We start from the raw sequence: 20,903 nt of genomic DNA on the forward strand, positions 1-20,903 counted from the left end.
GTCTTTCTTTCAGGAAAGAAAACGACGTCGTGACAGACTCGGAGCGGAAAAGAGGCAGCATGAAAAAGACGATCCTGATGACGATCCTGATCGCGGCCACGGGGGGAGGGACCGTGGCCGCCGCGCAGCAGGGGAGCGGCGCCATCACCGGTCTGTGGTCGACCGGCAGCCAGGGGGGGCGCGTCGAGCTGTATCGCTGCGGCGCGGCTATCTGCGGCAAGGTGGACGATGCCGCTCCCCTGCGTGCCAATCCCGACCAGCGCGACGTGAAGAACCCCGACCGCGCCTTGCGCGACCGGCGATTGAAGGGGCTGGTCGTCCTGCGCGGCTTCGAAGGCGGCCCGCGCGAATGGAAGGGTGGCCCGCTTTACGATCCGGAGACGGGCGACGGCGCCGCAAAGGGCTCTCTCACCCTGCGGGCCGACGGGAAGCTGGAAGTGAAGGGGTGCAAGGCGGCGGTCTTCTGCCGGACCAAGGTCTGGAGCCGGGCGCGCTGAATCCGGAACGGTGCGCCGGTGATCCGGCGCATCATCCCGTCCGGCTCGAACCGCCGATCAATCTTCGGTCAGGATGATCTCGTCGCTCGTCGTCGAAACGCGCTTCGCTATGCCATAGAGCTCGAGCGCCTTCACGAAGCCGTCGATGTCCCCGGCCGAGAAGACGCCGACGATCTGCTTGTCGGGGATGCTGCCGTCCTTGAACGTCAGCTTTCGCGTCGAATAGCGATTGACCTCCGCGACCGCCTTCGACAGCGGGTCGTGCATGAAGACGAGCCGCCCCTCGGTCCAGCTCGTCTCCTTCTTCACATCGACGTTGCTCAGCGTCCAGCGGCGGTCCGGGCTGATGACCAGCTGGCGGCCGGGGGTCATGTCGGTGCCGTTTCCGGGGCCGGTCGCGGGCTCTTCGACCCGGACCTTTCCTTCGGCCAGGACGATGGCCACTTCGCCCCCGTCCATGCTGACCTCGAAGGCGGTCCCGACCGCGCGCACCGTCTTGCCGTCGGCGTTGACGATGAAGGGCCGGGCGCGGTTGCTGGCGACCTGGAAGAAGGCGCGGCCGCGGACCAGGTCGACGCGGCGCTGGTCCGGGGCGTCGGCAAAGCGCATCTCGGTGTCGGAATCGAGCGTCACGACCGATCCGTCGGGAAGCGTGATCGTGGTCCGCTGTCCCGTCTCGGTCTGGAAAGCCTGCGCGGCGTGGTCGCGCTCGGTGAACAGCAGGCCGGGCAGGGTGGTCCAGCCGATCCCGACCGTCAGCAGGACGGAAGCGGCAAGCGCAAGCCCCCGCCGCCGGCCCAGCCTCTTTCCCCATCCGCGCCAGCCCCACGCCGGCGCGTCCTCGCCGTCCGGCTCGCCATATGGGGAGGCCGCGCCCGACAGGGCGGGGTCCGACGCGGCGGCGCCGGCGATGGTCCATGCGCGGTCGATCGACCGATAGGCGTCGCGGTGCGCGGCGGACTGGCCGATCCAGTCCTGAAAGCGATATTCCTCCTCCGCCGTCATGTCGCCGGAAAGCTGCTGGTTATACCAGTGCGCGGCTTCGGATCGAAGCGCGGCGCGCCCGGTGGATCGGTCGCCGCTCATTGGCCGGCCTCCATCTCTTCGGCGATGCGGACGAGCGCGCGGTGCATCAGGTCCTTCACGGACTCGCGGCTGATGCCCATGCGTTCCGCGATCGCCGGATAGGTCAGATTATCGAACCGGTGCAGTTCGAAGGCTTCGCGCGTCCGCGGCGGCAGATTGCAGATCGCTGTGACCACGCGTCGATATTCCTCTTGTCCGATGGCGATGCGCTCGGGGGACAGCGGGTCGCTGCCTCCCAGGCTGTCGCTCCATTCTTCATGCAGCAGGGTGACGCGCGCCGCCTGTTCGCGGTAGCGGCTGACCAGCACATTGTGCGCGGTGGCGAACAGATAGCCTTCGACATTGTCGATCGCCGCGTTCAGCCGCGCCGATTGCAGCCGCAGGAAAACATCCTGCACCAGATCGTCGACATCCGCTTCGGAAACGCGGCGCCTGAAATATCGCCGAAGACCCGGGCCATAGGTCGTCATCCATGCGCCGATATCGGGGTCTTCGCGCCGCGCAGCCATCATCAACCCATGCCCCGAAAGGGCAGGAGATGCCAGCCATCGCCCGTCTCACCCGTCATTCGTAACGTCCACGATCGTGTCGCGCCTTGCGTGCGCTTACCGGAGTAGACGCGCGCGACGGCAAACAGGGGGGTCGGGGCGCGAAATATCTTTCCCGCCCCCTCGTTAATCGTCATCCCGGACTTTTTAGAGCATCGAGCCTTAAATCTGACTCACCGTCCCGTTCGTGTCGAGCGAAGTCGAGACACCCATCGGCCTTGCGTTACGCCGATGGGTGTCTCGACTTCGCTCGACACGAACGGATAAGAGGCATTGCAGATTTAACGCACGATGCCCTAATCGTCATCCCGGACTTTTTAATCGTCATCCCGGATCAAGTCCGGGATGACGAAGGTGAGCGGGTGGCAGTTCCCCACCCCCCGCCGAAACCGCGCCCCAAAAAAAATTTCGAAGCCCGACCCCCCTCCCGAGCGCAATTTACGTCTATGTTAGTGGCGGGGTGGATCATGTGTAGAGTCGAGCCCCGATAACTATAACAGGGGAGAGTAAACACATGCGTCTTCGTGCGTCTGCATTACAGCACATTCTTTTGGGGAGCGTCGCTATTGGCGGTCTGGTCCTGACCGCGACGCCCGCCGCCGCGCGCGACAGCCTGGTCAATTACAATATTCCAGCGCAACCGCTCGGCCGTGCCCTGAAGGATTTCGGGCTGCAGAACGGCATGACCGTGATGGCGGACACCGCGGTCGTGCGCGGCAAGATGACGCAGGGAGTCAAGAATCGCGCCGATCCCGAAACGGCGCTGCGCATATTGCTGCGGGGCACCGGCCTGACCTATCGCCGCGATGGCAGCATCTTCGTCGTGACGCCCGTGGGAAACGCCGCCCAGCCCCGCGCATCTGCCGCTGAGCCGGCGGGCGCCGACAGCGAAATCGTCGTCACGGCGCAGAAGCGCGAAGAGAAGATCATCGACGTGCCGATCGCGATGACGGCGCTGTCGGGGGACGCGCTGGACGACCGGAAGATCGAAGGCGGTTCGGAACTGTTGCGCGCGGTGCCGAACGTCAGTTTCTCCAAGAGCAATTTCGCCAGCTATAATTTCTCGATCCGCGGCATCGGGACCAAGGCGCTGGCTGTTTCCACCGATCCCGCCGTCGCCATCAGCTTTAACAACGCTCCCCTCATCCGCAATCGCCTGTTCGAACAGGAATATTTCGACGTCGCGCGCGTCGAGGTGCTGCGCGGCCCGCAGGGCACGCTTTACGGCCGCAACGCCACCGGTGGCGTCGTCAACATGATCCCCAATATCGCCAGGCCGGGCGACGCGGCGGCCGACCTGAAACTCGAAACCGGCAATTACAAGGCCATGCGTGCGAGCGGGATGGTTAATGTGCCGCTGGGCGACACGCTGGCGGTGCGCGCGGCGGGCGCGTGGACAAGCCGTGACGGCTATGATGTCAACACCTACACCGGAAACCGCGTCAACGGCCGCGATCTTTGGTCGACGCGCGTCAGTGCCGCGTGGGAGCCGAGCGACAATTTCCGCGTCAACGCGATCTGGGAGCATTTTTACGAGAACGACAATCGCTCGCGAACCGGTAAGCAATTATGCCACCGAGACCCCGGCCCCTCTAGGATCGGTAACGCGGACATCAGCGCTTTGCCAGGTACGCGTGGGGCCTTAAGCCAAGGATGTCTGCCCAAATCGATCTATGATGACGGCGCTTTTGGCGTACCTAATGGCCTATCAATGCCACACGTAATTGGCGCTGGGCCAGTTGTTTTAGGCTATACGACTAATGTCACGGCGACCAGGCAACGCGTAACATTAATAGATGGAGGAGTTGACCCCTATGAAGGCGTATCTCAATCTCGCAATCTTAGAGAGATCAACACTCAATTAGATCCAGTATTCAGAGCTAAGAACGACGTATACCAGTTTAACATTGATATTGGTATTGTAGATAATATTAAACTATCATCTCAATCATTATATACCACAGATAATTACTATTCTACGCAGGATTATTATAGATTTGTTTCCAATGATGTCTGGAATGATAGCTCTGGATTGTTCAACTCCTTAAGACGGCCAAACGCATGGCAAGAGGGGATGACGCCTGGAGGGGTTTTCGATGATCCGCAATTGGGGGCTTCCTCGAAGCTCTTGGGAATGGATATGGTAAGGGCAAAAAGTAAGCAGTATTATCAAGAGATTCGATTGCAATCAGATTTGGGTGGTAGTGTCAATTTCAACATCGGAGCTAATTATACAAAATTCAAAATAGATGAAGATTATTTCGTTTTTAATAATCTTTTTACTGCCCTTTCTCACACCATTTTCTCGACATCCGGTATAGGTAATAATCTAGTTGATTGTGAAGTGGCTGTTGTAAATTTTCAAAATTGTGCATATGTGGATTATAATCCAATTGAAAAAATAGACGGGGATGGACACAATTATTTTAGAAGCAGAAATGTTTCTAAAACGGAGTCTTATGGAATTTATGGAGAAGTTTACTATAATTTAACCGAAAATCTGAAACTGACGGCAGGACTTCGCTATACCCACGATAAAAAAACGGCAACTCCTTACAAGTCGCAACTTTTGCTAGCGCCTGGGACGCTCGGGGGCGGGCTCATAGGAAAAGGACTGGTTGCAGATCCTGACATCATCCAGCGCTGGGGACGCATGACTGGTCGACTGGTTGTCGATTGGAAACCGTATGTGGATTTTGCAGATGATCTCTTGGTTTATGGCTCTTATGCGCGAGGATATAAAGGTGGCGGAGCTAATCCACCGCCCATCGGTTTCGACCCCACTCGATTGCAGGTTTTTGATCATCCAGCGACATTCGGCCCCGAAGGACTCAATGCGTTTGAGATCGGGCTGAAGGGCGCATTCGCTGATCGCAAGCTGACCGTGAGCGCCAGCGCTTTCTATTATGATTATGGCGGCTACCAAGTGTCGCAAATCGTTGACCGCTTGGCACTAAATGAAAATTTCGACGCCGAAATGTGGGGTGCTGACATCGAGTTGGCATATCGACCGAGTCGCAGATTCAAAATGGATGCCAATGTAGGCTTCCTGAAGAGTAAGATTGGGAAGGGTCAAGAGTCGATAGATGTGATGAATCGGACACAGGGCGATCCCAATTATGCGGTTGTCAAGCCTTGGTTACAATTGGCTTCAAATTGCATCGTTCCCGTCGCAGTTCTGGAAAAAATCGTATCTAGTACGAGACCTGACACTGCATCAGATTTGAACAAACTCTGCGGCGGCAACTACTTGGGCGATTTTAAGCCTGGGTCACTCATGGCTATGGTTTACGGCGTTAGCTTTGATCCAGCGGTTGATGCGCCGAATGGTGGGCGCGGCATTATGGCGCAACTCGGCGGAAACGAACTCCCGAATGCGCCCCGATGGACTCTGAGCTTGGGCGCTCAATATATGATCCCAGTAGGTGAGTGGGAAACGACTCTAAGAGCTGACTATTATGTCCAGGGTAAAAGCTGGGCCAGAGTATATAACTCGGAAATAGATAGGCTCAAATCGTGGAGCAACATCAATTTATCTCTATATGTCGAACGACCCGATAGCGGGCTAAGGTTTCAGTTATATGTGAAAAATATTCTTAATAGGGATTCCATAACTGACATATTCCTGAACAGCGATGATAGTTCTCTAACAGCAAATGTATTCACAGTTGATCCAAGATTGATTGGATTTCAAATAAGTAAGTCATTCTGAACTTATTATGTCATGAATAAACTAGGAAAGGAGTTAATCTTATTGAAATAAGCATCATATTTTATTCAAAAGGCAATTTTACATTTCAATTAAACTAACTGGGAGAAGGAAAATGATTAAATCAATTGCATCGTTCATTGGTGCCACTGCACTCGTGATGGCCCCTGTCGCGGCTTCCGCGCAGACCATGCTTCCTGATCATATTTACAGCACAGCCAACCCCCTCGTTCTTGAGGGCGATGCTTCACTTGGAAACCTTCAGTGCTATTTGATTCTCACGGCAACTTTGGACGATGATCATGGTTTAGGCCATGAAAATATTGATAATTACAATATAATTACTGATCTTTCTGGAACTAACGATCCTAGTCGCTCCGATTTTGATTGTCAGTTTATTTCTGTTGTCGGTGGATCTGGTGAGGTTGTCGATTCGGAGACTATTGTTCTCGATAGCTTGCTGATTAAAATTGGTATGGGTACGCCATGTGACGCTGGCACAGTTACCGTGGCGGCTGAAAATTATGGCGTTCAGCAAATTAATGCTCAGGTCGATCAAATGACGGGATGTGGTTATATCACCGCCGATTTGTTTAGCGATGAAGATGAGACCACTCGGATTCAGTAGGGAATACGCTATTGCACCCTAATTTTTGTTAGGGAGGATGTTCCGATCACAGTCGATCGGAACATCCCATCATCCACCGGATACTACTGGCCGCACCGCTGCCACGGTGCGGCCCTTTCCGGGCCAGCGACGGTGAACCGCCTTCGGCGCGGTCTCGATAAAATGGTCAGGCGGGCATCGCAATGTGTTTGCGCTGAAACGAGTTTCCACCCCATTGTTGCTGGGCATGACCGTTGCTACGGCCCCCGCCCATGCCGAAACCGATAAGGGGGACGTCGCGGCGGGGCCGGTTTCGCAAGGAACTGCCCCGCCCGGCGTTATTTTGCCGCCGCGCCAGTCGGATGAGGTCGACGAGATCGTCGTCACCGCCGACCGCTATGGCGAGGCGAAGGTCGCGGCGGAGAGCGAGTTCGACGAAGAGGAAATCGCCAGCCACGGCGCCGACAGCATCCAGGACCTGCTGGCCCGCCTGTCGCCTTTCATCGATCCGAGCGGCGAGGAGCCGGTGATCCTGATCAACGGCAAGCCCGCGGGCTTCGACCGCTCGATCCTCTCCTACCCGGCCGAGGCGCTGCAACGGGTGGCGGTGCTGAAGCCGGAGGCCGCGGCACAATATGGCGAACCCGCCGGCAAGCGCGTCGTCAACCTTGTCCTGAAAAAGCATTTCTCGATGTGGAACGCCGATGCGGGGGTCGATTTCGCGACCGCCGGCGGTCAGTATGGCGGCAAGCTGTCGGCGCGGCGCACCGCGATCGACGGCGATATGCGCTGGAACGCCACGGCGCGGATCGGCGCCGACAGCGCCTTTCGCAAGAGCGCGCGCGCGCTGCCGCCGCGCGACGGGGTCTTTGACAGCGTCGGCTTCGTCTCCGCCCCCGACGGCGGAGAGATCGACCCCGCGCTCAGCCTGATCGCCGGGGAGCCGGTGACCGCCGCCGCGATCCCGCCCGAATGGCTGGCGGGCGCGCCGGGAAGTGGGGGGGCGGGGGCGGGCGTGCCGGGCCTCGCCGATTTCGCCGCGACCGCGAACGCGCTCCACCCCGTCGATCCCAACGCCTATGAAACGCTGCAATCGTCGCGCCGCACCGCCTCGCTCGCCATCGGCGTCACCCGCCCGCTCGGCGCCTTCACCGCCTCGCTGAACCTCAACGCCAGCCGCAGCAGCAGCGAGGGGGAACGCGGCCTGCCGATGGTGTCGGTGCTGATCCCGGCGGGAAGCCCCTGGTCGCCCTTCGCCGACGATGTCTTGCTGACCCGCCCCTTCGCGGGCGAGCGCGCGCTGCGCAACGCCAGTGATTCGACCGCGCTCGGCGCGTCGCTGACGCTGAACGGCAGTATCGGAAGCTGGCAGACCAATTTCGGCATCAACTATGCGCGGGGTTGGTCGAGCAACCTGCTGGAGACCGGCGTCGACCGCGCGCGCATTCAGCAGGCGATCGCCGCCGACGCGGCCTTCGACCCCTATGGCCCGTGGGACGAATCGCTGCTGCTCGCCACGCGCGGCCGGACGCGCAGCGAAAATCTCAGCGCGCGGCTCAACGTCCGCAAGACCATCATCGACCTGCCCGCCGGGCCGATGGTCTGGAACCTGACCGCCAACGCCAGCCGCAACCGCTCGCATAGTTGGCAGGAGGGCGGGGGCGAAGGTGACGGCGGCGGGGACGCGGGGGCGGTGGAGCGCCGCACGACCCGTCACCAGACGAGCGGCCAGATGACGCTCAGCCTGCCGATCGCGCGGCGCGGGGAGGCGGGGCCGGCGTGGCTCGGCGACCTGTCGCTCGACCTGTCCGCCAGCACGCAGGCGATGACGGGCAGCCGCGCGCAAAAGCGCTATGGCGCCAATGTCAGCTGGTCGCCGTGGTCCATCGTCCAGCTTCGCGGGTCGATCGACCGCGCCGAGGCCGCGCCGTCCTTCGACCAGCTCGACGCGCCGATCGTCACCACCGTGACCCGCGTGTTCGACTATGCGCGGCAGGAGGTCGCCGAGCCGCTGTGGATCACCGGCGGCAATCCCGACCTGCGCGGCGGCAGCCGGCAGAGCGTGTCGCTGGCCGCGACGCTGCGGCCGCTCGGCGGCCAGGCGCTGACGCTCAACCTCGGCTATCGCCAGTCGGTCGCGAAGGGCGGCGTTGCGGGGTTCCCCGAGCTGACGCCCGCGATCGAGGCGGCCTTTCCCGAGCGCGTGACGCGCGATGCGGAGGGGCGGCTGGTCGCCGTCGATGCCCGCGCGATCAACATCGCCCGCGATACCGACGCCGAACTCTCCTCCGGCATCGCGCTGCGCCTGGGGCAGGCGCGCGCGGGCGAACGCAGCAAGGCCGCGCCAGAACCTTTGCAAATCAGCGTCTCCCTCAACCACCGCTACCGCCTGAAAAGCGAATTGCTCACGCGCTCCGGTCTCCCCGCGATCGACCAGCTTCGCGCCGGCGGGCAGTCGCGCCACAATCTGTCGATGCAGCTTTCGGTGGGCAAGCGCGGCATCGGCGCGAACCTCAGCGGCAACTGGAGCAGCCCAGGGCGCCTGCGCAGCGCGGCCGACGATGCGGATGCGGCCTTCCGGTTCAAACCGCCGCTGACCTTCAACCTGTCCGCGTTCGTCGAACCCGAACGCCTGTTCGCGTTGCCGGGCAAGAAAGGCGTGCTGAACGGTCTCAAGATTTCGGTCGATGTCCGCAATCTCTTCAACGGATACCGCCGGGTGACGCTCGCCGACGGCCGCGTGCCCTCCGGCTACAGCCGCAACGAAATCGACCCGCTCGGCCGCACGCTGAGCCTGACCGCAAGGAAGCGCTTCTAGCCGCGCCCGGCTTGTCACGACTTGCCGGCCATGCAAGGGACGCGCGACCCCGGGGGCAGGAGCGTTATCGATGTATTTTGAGGTATTGATTGTGGGCGGCGGTCACGGCGGTGCGCAGGTTGCGGTGATGCTGCGGACGCAGAAGTTTGCGGGGAGCATTGCGATTGTCGGCGACGAGCCGGAGCTTCCCTATGAGCGCCCGCCCTTGTCGAAGGAATATTTCGCGGGCGAGAAGGAATTCGAGCGCATCCAGCTGCGTCCGGCCAGATATTGGGACGAGCGCGACGTGACGATGCTGCTCGGCACGCGCGTCGTCAGCGTCGACCCGGCGGCGCACACCGTCACGACCGACGGCGGCGAGACGATCGGTTACGGCAAGCTCGTCTGGGCGACGGGGGGCGCGCCGCGCATGCTGCCGATCCCGGGCGGCGACCTGCCGGGAGTGCAGGGGGTGCGCACCCGCGCCGATGCCGATGCGATGAAGGCGGCGTCGGAGACGGCGAGGCAGATCGTGGTGATCGGCGGCGGCTATATCGGGCTCGAGGCGGCGGCGGTGCTGACCAAGGCGGGCAAGAAGGTCGTGCTGCTCGAGGCGCAGGACCGGGTGCTCGCGCGTGTCGCGGGCGAGGCGCTGTCGCGCTTCTACGAAAAGGAGCATCGCGAGCATGGGGTGGACCTCCGGCTCGGCGTCTGCGTCGAGGCGATCGAGGGCGAGGCGCATGTCACCGGCGTTCGCCTGTCGGACGGCGAGGTCATCCCCGCCGACCTCGTCATCGTCGGCATCGGCATCGTCCCGGCGGTCGAGCCGCTGCTCGCGGCGGGTGCCGAGGGTGGTAACGGCGTGCTCGTCGACCGCCATTGCAAGACGAGCCTTCCCGACATCTACGCGATCGGCGACTGCGCGGCGCACGAAAACCCCTTTGCCGAAGGCGCGGTGATCCGGCTCGAATCGGTGCAGAACGCCAATGACCAGGCCAATGTCGTCGCCAAGGGCATTTGCGGCGACGAGGCGCCCTATCATGCGATCCCGTGGTTCTGGTCGAACCAGTACGACCTCAAGCTCCAGACCGCGGGCCTGTCGACCGGGCACGACCGGGCGGTTCTGCGCGGCGACCCCGCGACGCGCAGCTTCTCGGTCGTCTATCTGAAGCAGGGCAGGGTGATCGCGATCGACTGCGTCAATGCGACTAAGGACTATGTCCAGGGCCGCATGATCGTCACCGCGGGGCTGCTGGCAACCCCCGGGCAGCTCGCCGACACCCGAATACCGCTCAAGGAACTCCTCGCACCCTGACGCTCACACAGCCCCAGGCGGCGCATCGCCCAGCGCCTGCTTCAGCGTCGTCCTGATGCCGCGAAGCAGACGGCGCAGCACCACGATGACAATCACCGCCGCAACCGCCAGAAGCACCGCAATCCCAATGGCAAGCGGAGGATAAGCGATGGCGAGCGCCAGCAGCCCGCTCGTAGCGACGTCTTCGCCGGTCGAAACGGCCGCATTGCTGTAGGGCTCGGGGCTGACGTTGACGACCGCGCGTGTCGTCGCCTTCGCGCCGTGGCTCAGCAGCGCGCCGCCGCCGCCGAGCAGAAAGGCCACCACCTGCCAGGCCGGGTTGGACGAGTCGACCAGCGCCAGCGCGAGCAGCGCGCCGCCGAGCGGGCGGACGATGCCGTGAACCCCGTCCCAAATCGAATCGACCCACGCCACCTTGTCGGCCAGGAATTCGGCGAGGGTGCCGATCGCGGCAACGCCCAGCACCCATGGGTTGGCCAGGATCTGGAGCGCCTTCAGATGTTCGGGCAGCGGCAACCAGCCGAAATGCATCGCGATGCCGGTGACGAGGATCGTCAGATAGAGCCGCCATCCCGCCAGCAGACTCAGGCTTCCGGCGACTCCCAATATCTCCAAGATTCCCAACGGTCCGCTCCCGCTGTAGCGCTGTAGGCGCCATCTTGCACCTGCAGGGGCGTCCCCGCAATGCCGGGATGACAAGCGCGGGCACGCGGCGTATCGCCTGGACCATGAATGATTCCACCTTGCGACCTTATGCGTCGCCGCCGGTGCCCGAGGGAGCGATCCCCGCCGCGACGCTCGTGATCATGCGGCCTTCCGACAACGGCGGTCCCGACGAGATATTGATGGTGAAGCGCGCAACGAACATGGCCTTTGCCGCCGGCGCGCTGGTGTTCCCGGGCGGGCGGATCGATCCCGACGATTATCTGGTTGCCGAGCGTCACGGCTTTGCGCCGCACGATCCCGAGGGCGCGGCCCGGGTTGCCGCGCTGCGCGAGACGATCGAGGAGACGGGGCTCGCGGTCGGCTGGGACGGGCTGCGCGACCGCGAAATCGCGGCCGTGCGGCGGGCGTTGCTGGGCGGGACGCTGCTGTCGGACATATTGGCGTCGCGCGACGAGCGGATCGCGCTCGACGCGCTCGTGCCCTTCGCGCGCTGGTGCCCCAATTTCAAGGAGGCGCGGACCTTCGACACGCGCTTCTATGCGGTGCCGGCCCCCGCCCACGGCCACGAACTCACCGTCGAAGAGGCCGAGCACAGCCAGATTTTCTGGGCGAGTGCGCATGCGACGCTGGCGATGGCCGAGCGTGGGGAGGCATCGGTGATCTTTCCGACTCGGCGCAATCTGGAGCGGTTGGCGCAGCGGACGGATTTCGAGGATTTTGCAAGACATGCAGAGGAGTATCCGATCGAGCTGATCACACCCTGGATCGAAGATCGCGGTGGACGGCCGTATCTGTGCATCCCGGAAGGGCTCGGATATCCGGTGACTTCCGAAGCCTTCGAGCGTGCGCGGCGCAGCTGATACCGGTCTATTTATCGGTGCATTAGCAATTTGATAGGAAATGATCGGCTAGGCCAAAACAGCATTGCAATTGCCGATGGTTACGCCTAGGAGGGCATTGCAGAACCAGATCGGGAGCGAGAGCTTTCTGGTGTGATTCGACAAGACCATTGATCCAGTGGACGGAGAATAAGATGAATCTGCTTAAGAAAGCTGCGGTCTCCCTCGCGGCGACCTCGATGATTGCGGCTCCGGTCGTGGCTTCGGCTGCTCCTGCGGCTGCCGCGTTCGACGGGGCTCGTGCGACCTCGACCGCCGAAGGCGAAAGCGAACTCACGGGGAGCGGTTGGATCATCGGCCTTCTCGCCCTGGCTGCCATCGTTGTCGGCATCGTGATCGCTTCGGACAACAACGACGACAACCCGACCAGCCCGTAATCGCGGCTCTTGTCGGAACCAGTTTCCGAACGGCCTCGAGCTCCTGCTCGGGGCCGTTTGCATATCTGGTGTCCGCGACTGCGTCGGTTTCTGACGGCGTTCATGCATCGTGACGCTTCGCGTGCCGTCGCATTGCCGCCGATGCTGTCGTTGCTGGAACATGATGACATCAGAAGGACTCGTCATTGCGAGCGGCGAAGCCGCGCGGCAATCCAGAGCGTGCGGTAACCGCTCTGGATTGCTTCGCTCCGCTCGCAATGACCAAGTGGGCAATCCAAAGTCATCAGAATCCGGAGGGGCATGTGTTTGATCCGCGACACCCCGTCATCGTTCGTTCTGAGCTTGTCGAAGCACCGTTCTTCCGTCGGCAGCGCCGAAAGAAATAACTGCCCTTCGACAAGCTCAGCACGAACGGATTGGGCACGATTCCGATTTATCGCACGCCGCTCTAAAGATCGAAGCAAGCATTTTCATTGACTGCCGGAAGGGCAGCGCCGTTTGCGGCGCGCTTGAACGGCCCCGGCATTTCCGAAACCGTCAGTCGTTCCGATCTCCTGCGCAAACGCTGTCGATTGTCGCCCGCCGCGCGGCGCGCGAGCGCGCCAAGGGGATGGCGGTCCGGGCTTCCCGCCGAGCCTCTTTCGCAATGGGTGCCAGCGCGAGCGTCGGGTCGCCTCCGGTCTCGACGATCTCGGCCAGAATGCGGCCCCACGGATCGACGGCCAGGCTGTGGCCATAGGTGGCGCGCCCGTCGGCGTGCGTGCCGCCCTGCGCCGCCGCGATGACGTGGCAGCCCGTTTCGATCGCGCGCGCGCGGAGCAGGACATGCCAATGCGCCGCGCCGGTCGGCACGGTGAAGGCGGCGGGAATCGCGATCACTTCGGCGCCGCGGTCGACCAGCGCGCGATAGAGTTCGGGAAAGCGCAGGTCGAAACAGATGCTCAGCCCCAGTCGGCCGAGCGGCGTATCGACCACGATCAGCGCGTCGCCGCCGGCATAGGCTGCCGATTCGGTCCAGTTCTCGCCCGACGGCAGCGTGACGTCGAACATGTGGATCTTGTCGTAGCGGGCCCGGATGCTGCCGTCGGCGGCGATGACATGGCTGCGATTGACGCGCCGGTCGCCCGTGTCGGCGAGCAGCGGCATCGAACCGCTGTGCAGCCAGATGCCATGGCGCAGCGCCATCGCCTGCAAAGCAGGCAGCCAAGCGCTGTCCGCTTCACGCCGGATATGCGGCGCCGACCGCTGACGATCGCGGTCGAGCAATAGCGACATTTCGGGCAGGAAGACCATCGAAGCCCCCTGCGCCGCGGCCGCCGCTATCGCGCGGTCGATCGTCGCCAGATTCGCATCGGGGTCGATGCCGCTCGTCATCTGGACGAGCGCGGCGAGCGGGGCGGCGGCTTGCTGTTCCATCCCGATTGGCTAGGCCGATGTCTTTCCGGGGACAAGAGGGCGACGGTTCAGTGGCCAGCAAGGTTTGAAGGCGATACACTGGCCCGATGTCAATTTCTCCCACGCGCGCCGTGTTGCGTCGCTTTTCCGTTCTGCTGGCTGCATGCGCGACCGCCGCGCTGCTGCTCGCGCCCGCGCATGCTCCGGCGCAGGAGGCGGCGACCTCTGCCCTTTCCTCCGTGCAGGCCGCTGGCGACGACTGGCTCTATGCCGGCAGCGACATTCCGCGCGACGCAGGGTGGCGCTTCGGCACGCTTGCCAACGGGCTGCGCTATGCGGTCCGCAATAACGGCGTCCCGCCGGGGCAAGTGTCGATCCGGGTGCGGATGGATGTCGGCTCGCTGTTCGAGACCGAGAAGGAGCGCGGTTTCGCCCACCTCCTCGAACATCTGACCTTCCGTGGATCGGTCCATATTCCCGATGGCGAGGCGAAGCGCATCTGGCAACGCTTCGGCGTCTCCTTCGGCAGCGACACCAACGCCCAGACGACGCCGACGCAGACGGTCTATCAACTCGATCTTCCCAGCGTGACGGCCGCCAATCTCGATGAAAGCATGAAGCTGCTGTCGGGCATGATTCGCGAGCCGCGCATCTCGGCGGCCGCGGTCGAGGCAGAGCGCGGCGTCGTGGTTTCCGAACTGCGCGAATCGGACGGGCCGCAAAAGCGCATCGCCGATGCCACCAACGCCCATCTCTTCGCCGGCCAGCCGCTTGCCGACCGCTCGCCGATCGGCACCCAGGAAACGCTCGCCGGTGCGCGCGCCGACAGCGTCGCGGCGTTTCACGATCGCTGGTATCGCCCCGACCGCGCAGTGATCGTCATTGTCGGCGATGCCGATCCGGCGGAATTCGAACGGCTGATTGCCCGATATTTCGGTGACTGGAGCGCCGATGGACCGAATCCGACGCCGCCCGATTTCGGTACACCCGACCCCAAGGCGGCGGTCGCGCGCGAGATCGTCGAGCCGGGCCAGCCCGCGGCATTGACGCTCGCGATGATCCGTCCGTGGAAGAAGCGGATCGACACGGTTGAGAATACGCGGCGCCTCTATCTGGAATATCTGGCGCAGGCGCTCGTCAACCGGCGGCTCGAAAACCGGGCGCGCAGCGGCGGCAGCTACCTCGTCGCCACGGTCGGGCAGGAATATGTCAGCCGCAGCGCCGACGTGACCATGGCGCAGATCGTGCCGCTCGGCGATTGGAAGGCCGCGCTTGCCGATGTGCGCGGCGTGATTGCCGACGCGGTCCAGACGCCGCCGTCGCAGGCCGACATCGACCGCGAGGCGAACGAGATCGAGGCGTTTCTCGCCAAGGAGCTCGAAAATGCGCGCAACGAACCCGGCGCCCGCCTGGCCGACGACATGGTGCGAGCGGTCGACATTGGCGAAACCGTGACCAGCCCGCAGGGGCAGGTCGACATGTTCAAGGCGATCCGTGCTTCGGCGACGCCGCAGGTGATGCTCGACATCAGCCGCGCGATCTTTGCGGCGCCGGTGACGCGCGTCGTGCTGACGACGCCGACGGCGGTCGAGGGCGGGGACAAGGCGCTGCTCGCCGCGCTCGCCGTCCCCGCACAGATTCGCGATGACCGGCTGGCGGTAGCGAAGGTGGACATCGGCGAGCTGCCCGCGATCGGCCAGCCCGGTACGATCGTGTCGGCGACGCAGATTCCCGGATTGCGGGCCGAACGGATCGAGTTCGCCAACGGCGTGACCGCGCTGGTGTCGAACAATGCGGTCGAGCCCGGCAAGGTGCGCGTCAACGTCCGCTTTGGTTCGGGCAATCGCAGCGTTGCCGCCGACGCGCCCAATCTGTTGTGGACGGGCGATTATGCGCTGGTCGCGAGCGGCATCGGTCCCTGGGGTCAGAACGAGATCGACCAGATCACCAACGGGCGGCAGATTCAGCTCAATTTCGATATCGACGACGATGCCTTCGAGCTGGCGGCGGAAAGCAGGCCCGCCGACCTCGCCGACCAGATGAAGCTGATCGCCGGCAAGCTTGCCTTCCCACGCTGGGACGCGGCGCCGGTCGAGCGGCTGCGCGTCGGCTTTCTGACCGGTTACGACGTCAACGACGCGACGCCCAATGCGGTGCTCGACCGCAATCTGCGCGGCTGGCTGACCGCCGGGGACGCGCGCTGGGCGGCGCCCGACAAGGCGCAGATCGAGGCGCTGACGCCCGCGGCTTTCCGCAGCTTCTGGGAACCGCGGCTCGCGAGCGGGCCGATCGAGGTGCAGCTGTTCGGCGATCTTTCTTCGGTCGATTATCGTCAGATCCTCGCCGATACGCTGGGGGAGCTGCCGCCGCGCAGCCCGCTTGCACCGCCCGAAGGGCAGGCGGTCGCTTTCGCGAAACACAGCAAAACGCCGATGATCGCCTATCACCGCGGCGAGCGTGGGCAGGCGGCGGCGATGACGGCGTGGCCGACGGGCGGCGGTCTCACGGCGCCGCGCGACGCGCGCGCGCTCGACGTGCTGGCGGCGATCTTCAACGACCGGCTCTTCGATCGGCTGCGCGCCGAGCAGGGGGCCAGCTACGGGCCCGTCGTTGACAGCCACTGGCCGACCGCCTTCGACAGCGGCGGTTATCTGCTGGTCGGCAGTCTGCTGGCGCCGAAGGACATCGACCGTTTCTATGCGATCGCCCGCGGCATCGCCGCCGACCTCGTCGCGCGACCGGTGAGCGCGGACGAACTGGCGCGCAATGCGGGCCCGATCCGCGAGCAGGTCGCGCGCGCCTCGACGGGCAATCTCTACTGGATGTTCCTGCTCGAAGGCGCGACCCGTGACCCGCGCGTGGCCGCGGCGGCGCTGTCGATCGGGGAGGATATCTCCGCCGTCACCGCGGCCGACATCCAGCGTCTCGCGCGGCGCTATCTGAAGCCCGACCGCCAGTGGTCGGGGGTCGTCCTGCCGCAGGGAATGTCGCTCGCCGATGCGTCGGCGCTTGGCCGCGCGGATGGACGGGCCGGCGGGCAATAGCGGAAAAGGACCTGCTCCCTAGCCGTCCTCGCCGGGCAACGGCCGCAGCCTCTGGATGCGCGGTTCGCGGTCGAGGTGACCCTTGGTCATGATGTCGTGGCGCATCTTCGCGCGCACGTCGTGGATCGACGCGATCACCGGCCCCATCGCGACGCCGAGGTCGATCAGCACCGCTTCGGCGAGTTGAAGCGAGCTTTCGAGCGTTTCGGGAACGGCATCGGTGGCGCCGGCCTGATAGAGGGCAGCGGCATGGTCGGCGCCGCGCGCGCGAGAGATGATCGGCAGGTCGGGATATTTGCGCCGCAGCCGCCGCGTCATGCGAAGCTGCTGCACCGGGTCGTCCATGGTCAGGACGACCGCTTCGGCGGTGTCGATGCCCAGCCGGTCGAGGCTGCCCGGCCGTCCGACGTCGGCAAAGCGCACCGCGAAACCATCGCGCCGCGCCGCGGCGACGGCGTCGATGTCGGCATCGACCGCGATATAGGGGCGCTCATGCTCTTTCAGCAATCCGGCGACGATGCGCCCGACGCGGCCGAAGCCGACGACGACGGTGCGCCGCGGCGGCGGTCCGTCGTCGTCGGCTTCGGCTTCGGCGACCCGTATCTCGATGCGCCGGGCGATGTCGTGGCCGACGCGTGCGAGCAGCGGCGTTATGGTCAGGCCGATCGCGGTGACGAGCTGCCAGAATTCGGCGGTGGTGCGGCTGATGATCTGTGCCTGGAGCGCGGTCGCGAGCACGATCAGCGTGGTTTCCGAGGGGCTGGCCATCAACAGCCCGACCTCGGCCGCGGTGCCGCGCCGCGCCGCGCCCGAAAAACGCAGCAGCGCGGCGGTGACGACCGCCTTGATCAGCACCACGCCGACCACCGCGGCGATGAGCTGCGGCCACAGTCCGGCAATCGTCCGCAGATTGAGCCCCATGCCGACGCTGATCAGGAACACGCCGAGCGCAAGTCCCTTGAACGGCGCGGTGATCGCCTCGACCTCGGTATGATATTCGGTCTCGGCGATCATCAGCCCGGCGAGCAGCGCGCCGACGATCGGCGACAGGCCGACCGCCGCGGTCGCCAGCGCGGCGACGATGACGACGAGCAGGCTGGCGGCCAGGAACAGTTCCGGATCCTTGGCGCGCGCTGCCTGCGCGAAGATGCGCGGCAGCAGGAACCAGCCGCCGATCGCCAGCGACGCGACGACCAGCGCCCCCTGCCACAGCGTGGTCAGCAGCAGTTCGGCGCTGTCGCCCGACGCCGCCGGCGACAGGGCCGCGAGGATGAAGATGATCGGGACGAGCGCCAGATCCTCGAACAGCAGCATCGAAAAGGAGGCGCGGCCGACCGCCGACTGGGTACCGGCGATGGGCAGGACGAGCGCCGTCGACGACAGCGCGAGCGCGATGCCCAGTCCATAGGCCGACGCCGTCGATTGATCGCTGACCAGCATCAGCGCCGTGCCGAGGATCGCCCCGCCCAGCAACAGCTCGGCGGCGCCGATCCCGAACACCAGCTTGCGGAGTTGCCAGAGGCGGCGGAACGAAAGCTCCAGGCCGATCGAAAAGAGCAGCAGGATGATGCCGAGCTCGCCGAACAGCGCGATATCGTTCGGCGACGAGATGGTGACGTGCCTCAGCCAGGGATAATCGGCGGTGAAGCTTCCCAGCCCCGACGGCCCGACGAGCAGCCCGACGAGAATGAAGCCGATGACCGGCGAGATGCGGAAGCGCGCGAAGGCGGGTATGACGACGCCCGCCGCGCCCAGCACGACGAGGGCGTTGCCGATGGCGGATGTTTCGGCTTCGGTGACCATTGGCCGACCTTATGCAGGTCGGCCGGTCGTATCTCAACTTTTTTGGTTGGTTAGCCGCCCATTTTTTTGTCGAGATTCTCGACGATCGCCTCGAAGAAGCCTTCGGTGGTCAGCCAGTTCTGGTCGGGACCGATCAGCAGCGCGAGGTCCTTGGTCATCTTGCCGCTTTCGACCGTGGCGACGCAGACCTTTTCGAGGTCGTCGGCGAACTGCGTCACCTCGGGCGTGCCGTCTAGCTTGCCGCGGTGCTTGAGCCCGCCCGTCCACGCGAAGATCGACGCGATCGGGTTGGTCGAGGTCGCCTTGCCCTGCTGATGCATGCGATAGTGGCGGGTGACGGTGCCGTGCGCGGCTTCCGATTCGACCGTCTTGCCGTCGGGGGTCATCAGCACGCTGGTCATCAGGCCGAGCGAGCCGAAGCCCTGCGCGACGGTGTCCGACTGGACGTCGCCGTCGTAATTCTTGCAGGCCCACACGAACTTGCCCGACCATTTCAGCGCCGACGCGACCATGTCGTCGATCAGGCGATGCTCATAGGTGATGCCCAGTTCGTCGAACTTCGCCTTGAATTCGGTCTGATAGATTTCCTCGAACAGGTCCTTGAAGCGGCCGTCATAGGCCTTGAGAATGGTGTTCTTGGTCGACAGATAGACCGGCCACTGGCGCGCGATGCCGTAGTTGAGGCTGGCGCGCGCGAAATCGCGGATCGAATCGTCCAGATTGTACATGCCCATCGCGACGCCCGACGACGGGAACTGGAACACTTCCTCGTCGATGACGGTGCCGTCCTCGCCCTCGAACACCATGCGCAGCTTGCCGGGACCGGGAACGCGAAAATCGGTCGCGCGATACTGGTCGCCAAAGGCGTGGCGGCCGACGACGATCGGGTCGGTCCAGCCGGGAACCAGTCTGGGCACGTTCTTCATCACGATCGGCTCGCGGAAGACGACGCCGCCCAGGATGTTGCGGATCGTGCCGTTCGGCGACTTCCACATCTTCTTCAGGCCGAATTCCTCGACGCGGGCCTCGTCGGGGGTGATCGTTGCGCATTTGACGCCGACACCATGCTTCTTGATCGCGTTCGCCGCTTCGACGGTGATCTTGTCATCGGTGCGGTCGCGCTCCTCTATGCCGAGATCGTAATAGTGCAGGTCGATGTCGAGATAGGGCAGGATCAGCCGCTCGCGGATCCATTGCCAGATGATCCGGGTCATTTCGTCGCCGTCGAGTTCGACGACCGGGTTGGCTACCTTGATCTTGCCCATGTGCGTGCCTTTTCCTGTGGGGAGTCGAATTGCAGGGCGCCTTAGGCAATGCGGCCCGATTGTTCAACCGCCGTGGTGATGCGCCTGATCGGGCGAGGCGCGGAACGATTGCACAACTCGATTGTCTCTTTGGAACCGCCCCCCTAGAAAGACCGCTATGTCCTCCACCATTTCCTCGAACCGTCCCGGCAGCGGCATCAAGTGGCGCTGGCCGTCGATCCATCCGGAGGGGCGCAAGTTCCTGTTGATCGCGGGCGTCGTCACCCTCTGCTTCTGGCTGCTGGGCTGGGAGATCGCCGGCTGGCTGATGTTCGGCCTGACCATCTGGGTTGCCGCCTTCTTCCGCGATCCGGTGCGCGTGACCCCGACGGCGCGCGACCTTGTCATCGCCCCGGCCGACGGGCTGGTCACCCAGATCGCAGAGGTTCCGCCGCCGATCGAGATCGCCGGACCCGACGGCCTCGGCGACGCGCCGATGCTGCGCGTGTCGATCTTCATGAGCGTCTTCGACGTCCATATCAACCGCACCCCGGTCGCGGGGACGCTGCGCAAGCTCGTTTATATCCCCGGCAAGTTCGTCAACGCCGACCTCGACAAGGCGAGCGAGGAGAATGAGCGCCAGCATTTTGTCGTCGAGCGCGCCGACGGGGTGCGGATCGGCTTCACCCAGATCGCGGGTCTCGTCGCGCGGCGGATCATGCCCTTCGTCAGCATGGGGAACGAGGTGACGACCGGGCAGCGCGTCGGGCTGATCCGTTTCGGCAGCCGCGTCGACGTCTATCTGCCCGCGGGCACGACGCCGCAGGTGCTGCTCGGCCAGCGCGCGCTGGCGGGCGAAACCGTCATCGCGCGGATCGGGCACGCCGAGACGATCGACGGCATCGGGCAATAGGGG

Annotated in this window: 15 protein-coding genes; 9 read left to right on the forward strand and 6 right to left on the reverse strand. The window is 63.8% G+C overall.

The genetic code is table 11. The features are described 5' to 3' along the window. The first annotated feature begins 59 nt into the window (after positions 1 to 59). On the forward strand, positions 60 to 497 hold the full coding sequence (locus C3E99_RS04965; protein WP_076075984.1) for a DUF2147 domain-containing protein: 438 nt from the start codon (positions 60 to 62) through the stop codon (positions 495 to 497). 57 nt (positions 498 to 554) lie between these two features. On the opposite strand, the gene C3E99_RS04970 is transcribed toward C3E99_RS04965, so the two are convergent. Beyond that, on the reverse strand, positions 555 to 1,583 hold the full coding sequence (locus tag C3E99_RS04970; protein ID WP_076075983.1) for a FecR family protein: 1,029 nt from the start codon (positions 1,581 to 1,583) through the stop codon (positions 555 to 557). Further along, positions 1,580 to 2,095, reverse strand: coding sequence for an RNA polymerase sigma factor (locus C3E99_RS04975; RefSeq protein ID WP_067108402.1), 516 nt, complete (start codon positions 2,093 to 2,095; stop codon positions 1,580 to 1,582). The genes C3E99_RS04970 and C3E99_RS04975 overlap by 4 nt, the downstream gene beginning before the upstream one ends. A gap of 550 nt (positions 2,096 to 2,645) precedes the next feature. On the opposite strand from C3E99_RS04975, the gene C3E99_RS04980 reads away from it, so the two are divergent. From C3E99_RS04980 to C3E99_RS04990, 4 genes are all read left to right on the forward strand, one after another. Continuing rightward, complete coding sequence (locus C3E99_RS04980; protein ID WP_104959479.1) at positions 2,646 to 5,843, forward strand: TonB-dependent receptor domain-containing protein; 3,198 nt, start codon at positions 2,646 to 2,648, stop codon at positions 5,841 to 5,843. Positions 5,844 to 5,955: 112 nt separating this feature from the next. Further along, positions 5,956 to 6,468 (forward strand): hypothetical protein, encoded by a 513-nt coding sequence (locus C3E99_RS19650; protein WP_158682120.1) that lies wholly within the window; start codon positions 5,956 to 5,958, stop codon positions 6,466 to 6,468. Positions 6,469 to 6,694: 226 nt separating this feature from the next. Further along, a complete protein-coding gene (locus C3E99_RS04985) occupies positions 6,695 to 9,265 on the forward strand; it encodes a TonB-dependent receptor (protein WP_158682122.1) in 2,571 nt (856 codons plus the stop codon). A 70-nt stretch (positions 9,266 to 9,335) separates the two neighbouring features. Beyond that, a complete protein-coding gene (locus C3E99_RS04990; protein WP_104959481.1) occupies positions 9,336 to 10,559 on the forward strand; it encodes an NAD(P)/FAD-dependent oxidoreductase in 1,224 nt (407 codons plus the stop codon). Between the two features lie 3 nt (positions 10,560 to 10,562). Here C3E99_RS04990 and C3E99_RS04995 read toward each other — a convergent pair whose 3' ends face one another. Further along, positions 10,563 to 11,183 (reverse strand): DUF4126 domain-containing protein, encoded by a 621-nt coding sequence (locus tag C3E99_RS04995; protein ID WP_076075980.1) that lies wholly within the window; start codon positions 11,181 to 11,183, stop codon positions 10,563 to 10,565. Between the two features lie 104 nt (positions 11,184 to 11,287). Between C3E99_RS04995 and C3E99_RS05000 the strand changes: the two genes are divergently transcribed. Together C3E99_RS05000 and C3E99_RS05005 are read left to right on the forward strand one after the other, a co-directional pair. Beyond that, positions 11,288 to 12,085, forward strand: coding sequence for an NUDIX hydrolase (locus tag C3E99_RS05000; RefSeq protein ID WP_076077954.1), 798 nt, complete (start codon positions 11,288 to 11,290; stop codon positions 12,083 to 12,085). Positions 12,086 to 12,258: 173 nt separating this feature from the next. After that, positions 12,259 to 12,501: a hypothetical protein gene (locus tag C3E99_RS05005; protein WP_076077951.1), complete on the forward strand. Its 243-nt coding sequence runs from the start codon at positions 12,259 to 12,261 to the stop codon at positions 12,499 to 12,501. A 537-nt stretch (positions 12,502 to 13,038) separates the two neighbouring features. On the opposite strand, the gene C3E99_RS05010 is transcribed toward C3E99_RS05005, so the two are convergent. Next, positions 13,039 to 13,917 (reverse strand): carbon-nitrogen hydrolase family protein, encoded by an 879-nt coding sequence (locus tag C3E99_RS05010; protein WP_067111667.1) that lies wholly within the window; start codon positions 13,915 to 13,917, stop codon positions 13,039 to 13,041. 86 nt (positions 13,918 to 14,003) lie between these two features. Between C3E99_RS05010 and C3E99_RS05015 the strand changes: the two genes are divergently transcribed. Continuing rightward, positions 14,004 to 16,940, forward strand: a complete 2,937-nt coding sequence (locus C3E99_RS05015) for a M16 family metallopeptidase (protein WP_104959482.1) — start codon at positions 14,004 to 14,006, stop codon at positions 16,938 to 16,940. A gap of 18 nt (positions 16,941 to 16,958) precedes the next feature. On the opposite strand, the gene C3E99_RS05020 is transcribed toward C3E99_RS05015, so the two are convergent. Next, a complete protein-coding gene (locus tag C3E99_RS05020; RefSeq protein WP_104959483.1) occupies positions 16,959 to 18,743 on the reverse strand; it encodes a cation:proton antiporter domain-containing protein in 1,785 nt (594 codons plus the stop codon). A gap of 50 nt (positions 18,744 to 18,793) precedes the next feature. Next, on the reverse strand, positions 18,794 to 20,008 hold the full coding sequence (locus tag C3E99_RS05025; protein WP_067111658.1) for an NADP-dependent isocitrate dehydrogenase: 1,215 nt from the start codon (positions 20,006 to 20,008) through the stop codon (positions 18,794 to 18,796). 157 nt (positions 20,009 to 20,165) lie between these two features. On the opposite strand from C3E99_RS05025, the gene C3E99_RS05030 reads away from it, so the two are divergent. Then, a complete protein-coding gene (locus tag C3E99_RS05030) occupies positions 20,166 to 20,900 on the forward strand; it encodes a phosphatidylserine decarboxylase (RefSeq protein WP_076075975.1) in 735 nt (244 codons plus the stop codon). Positions 20,901 to 20,903: the final 3 nt, after the last annotated feature.

It is taken from the genome of Sphingopyxis sp. MG (assembly GCF_002953155.1).
GTDB lineage: Bacteria > Pseudomonadota > Alphaproteobacteria > Sphingomonadales > Sphingomonadaceae > Sphingopyxis > Sphingopyxis granuli.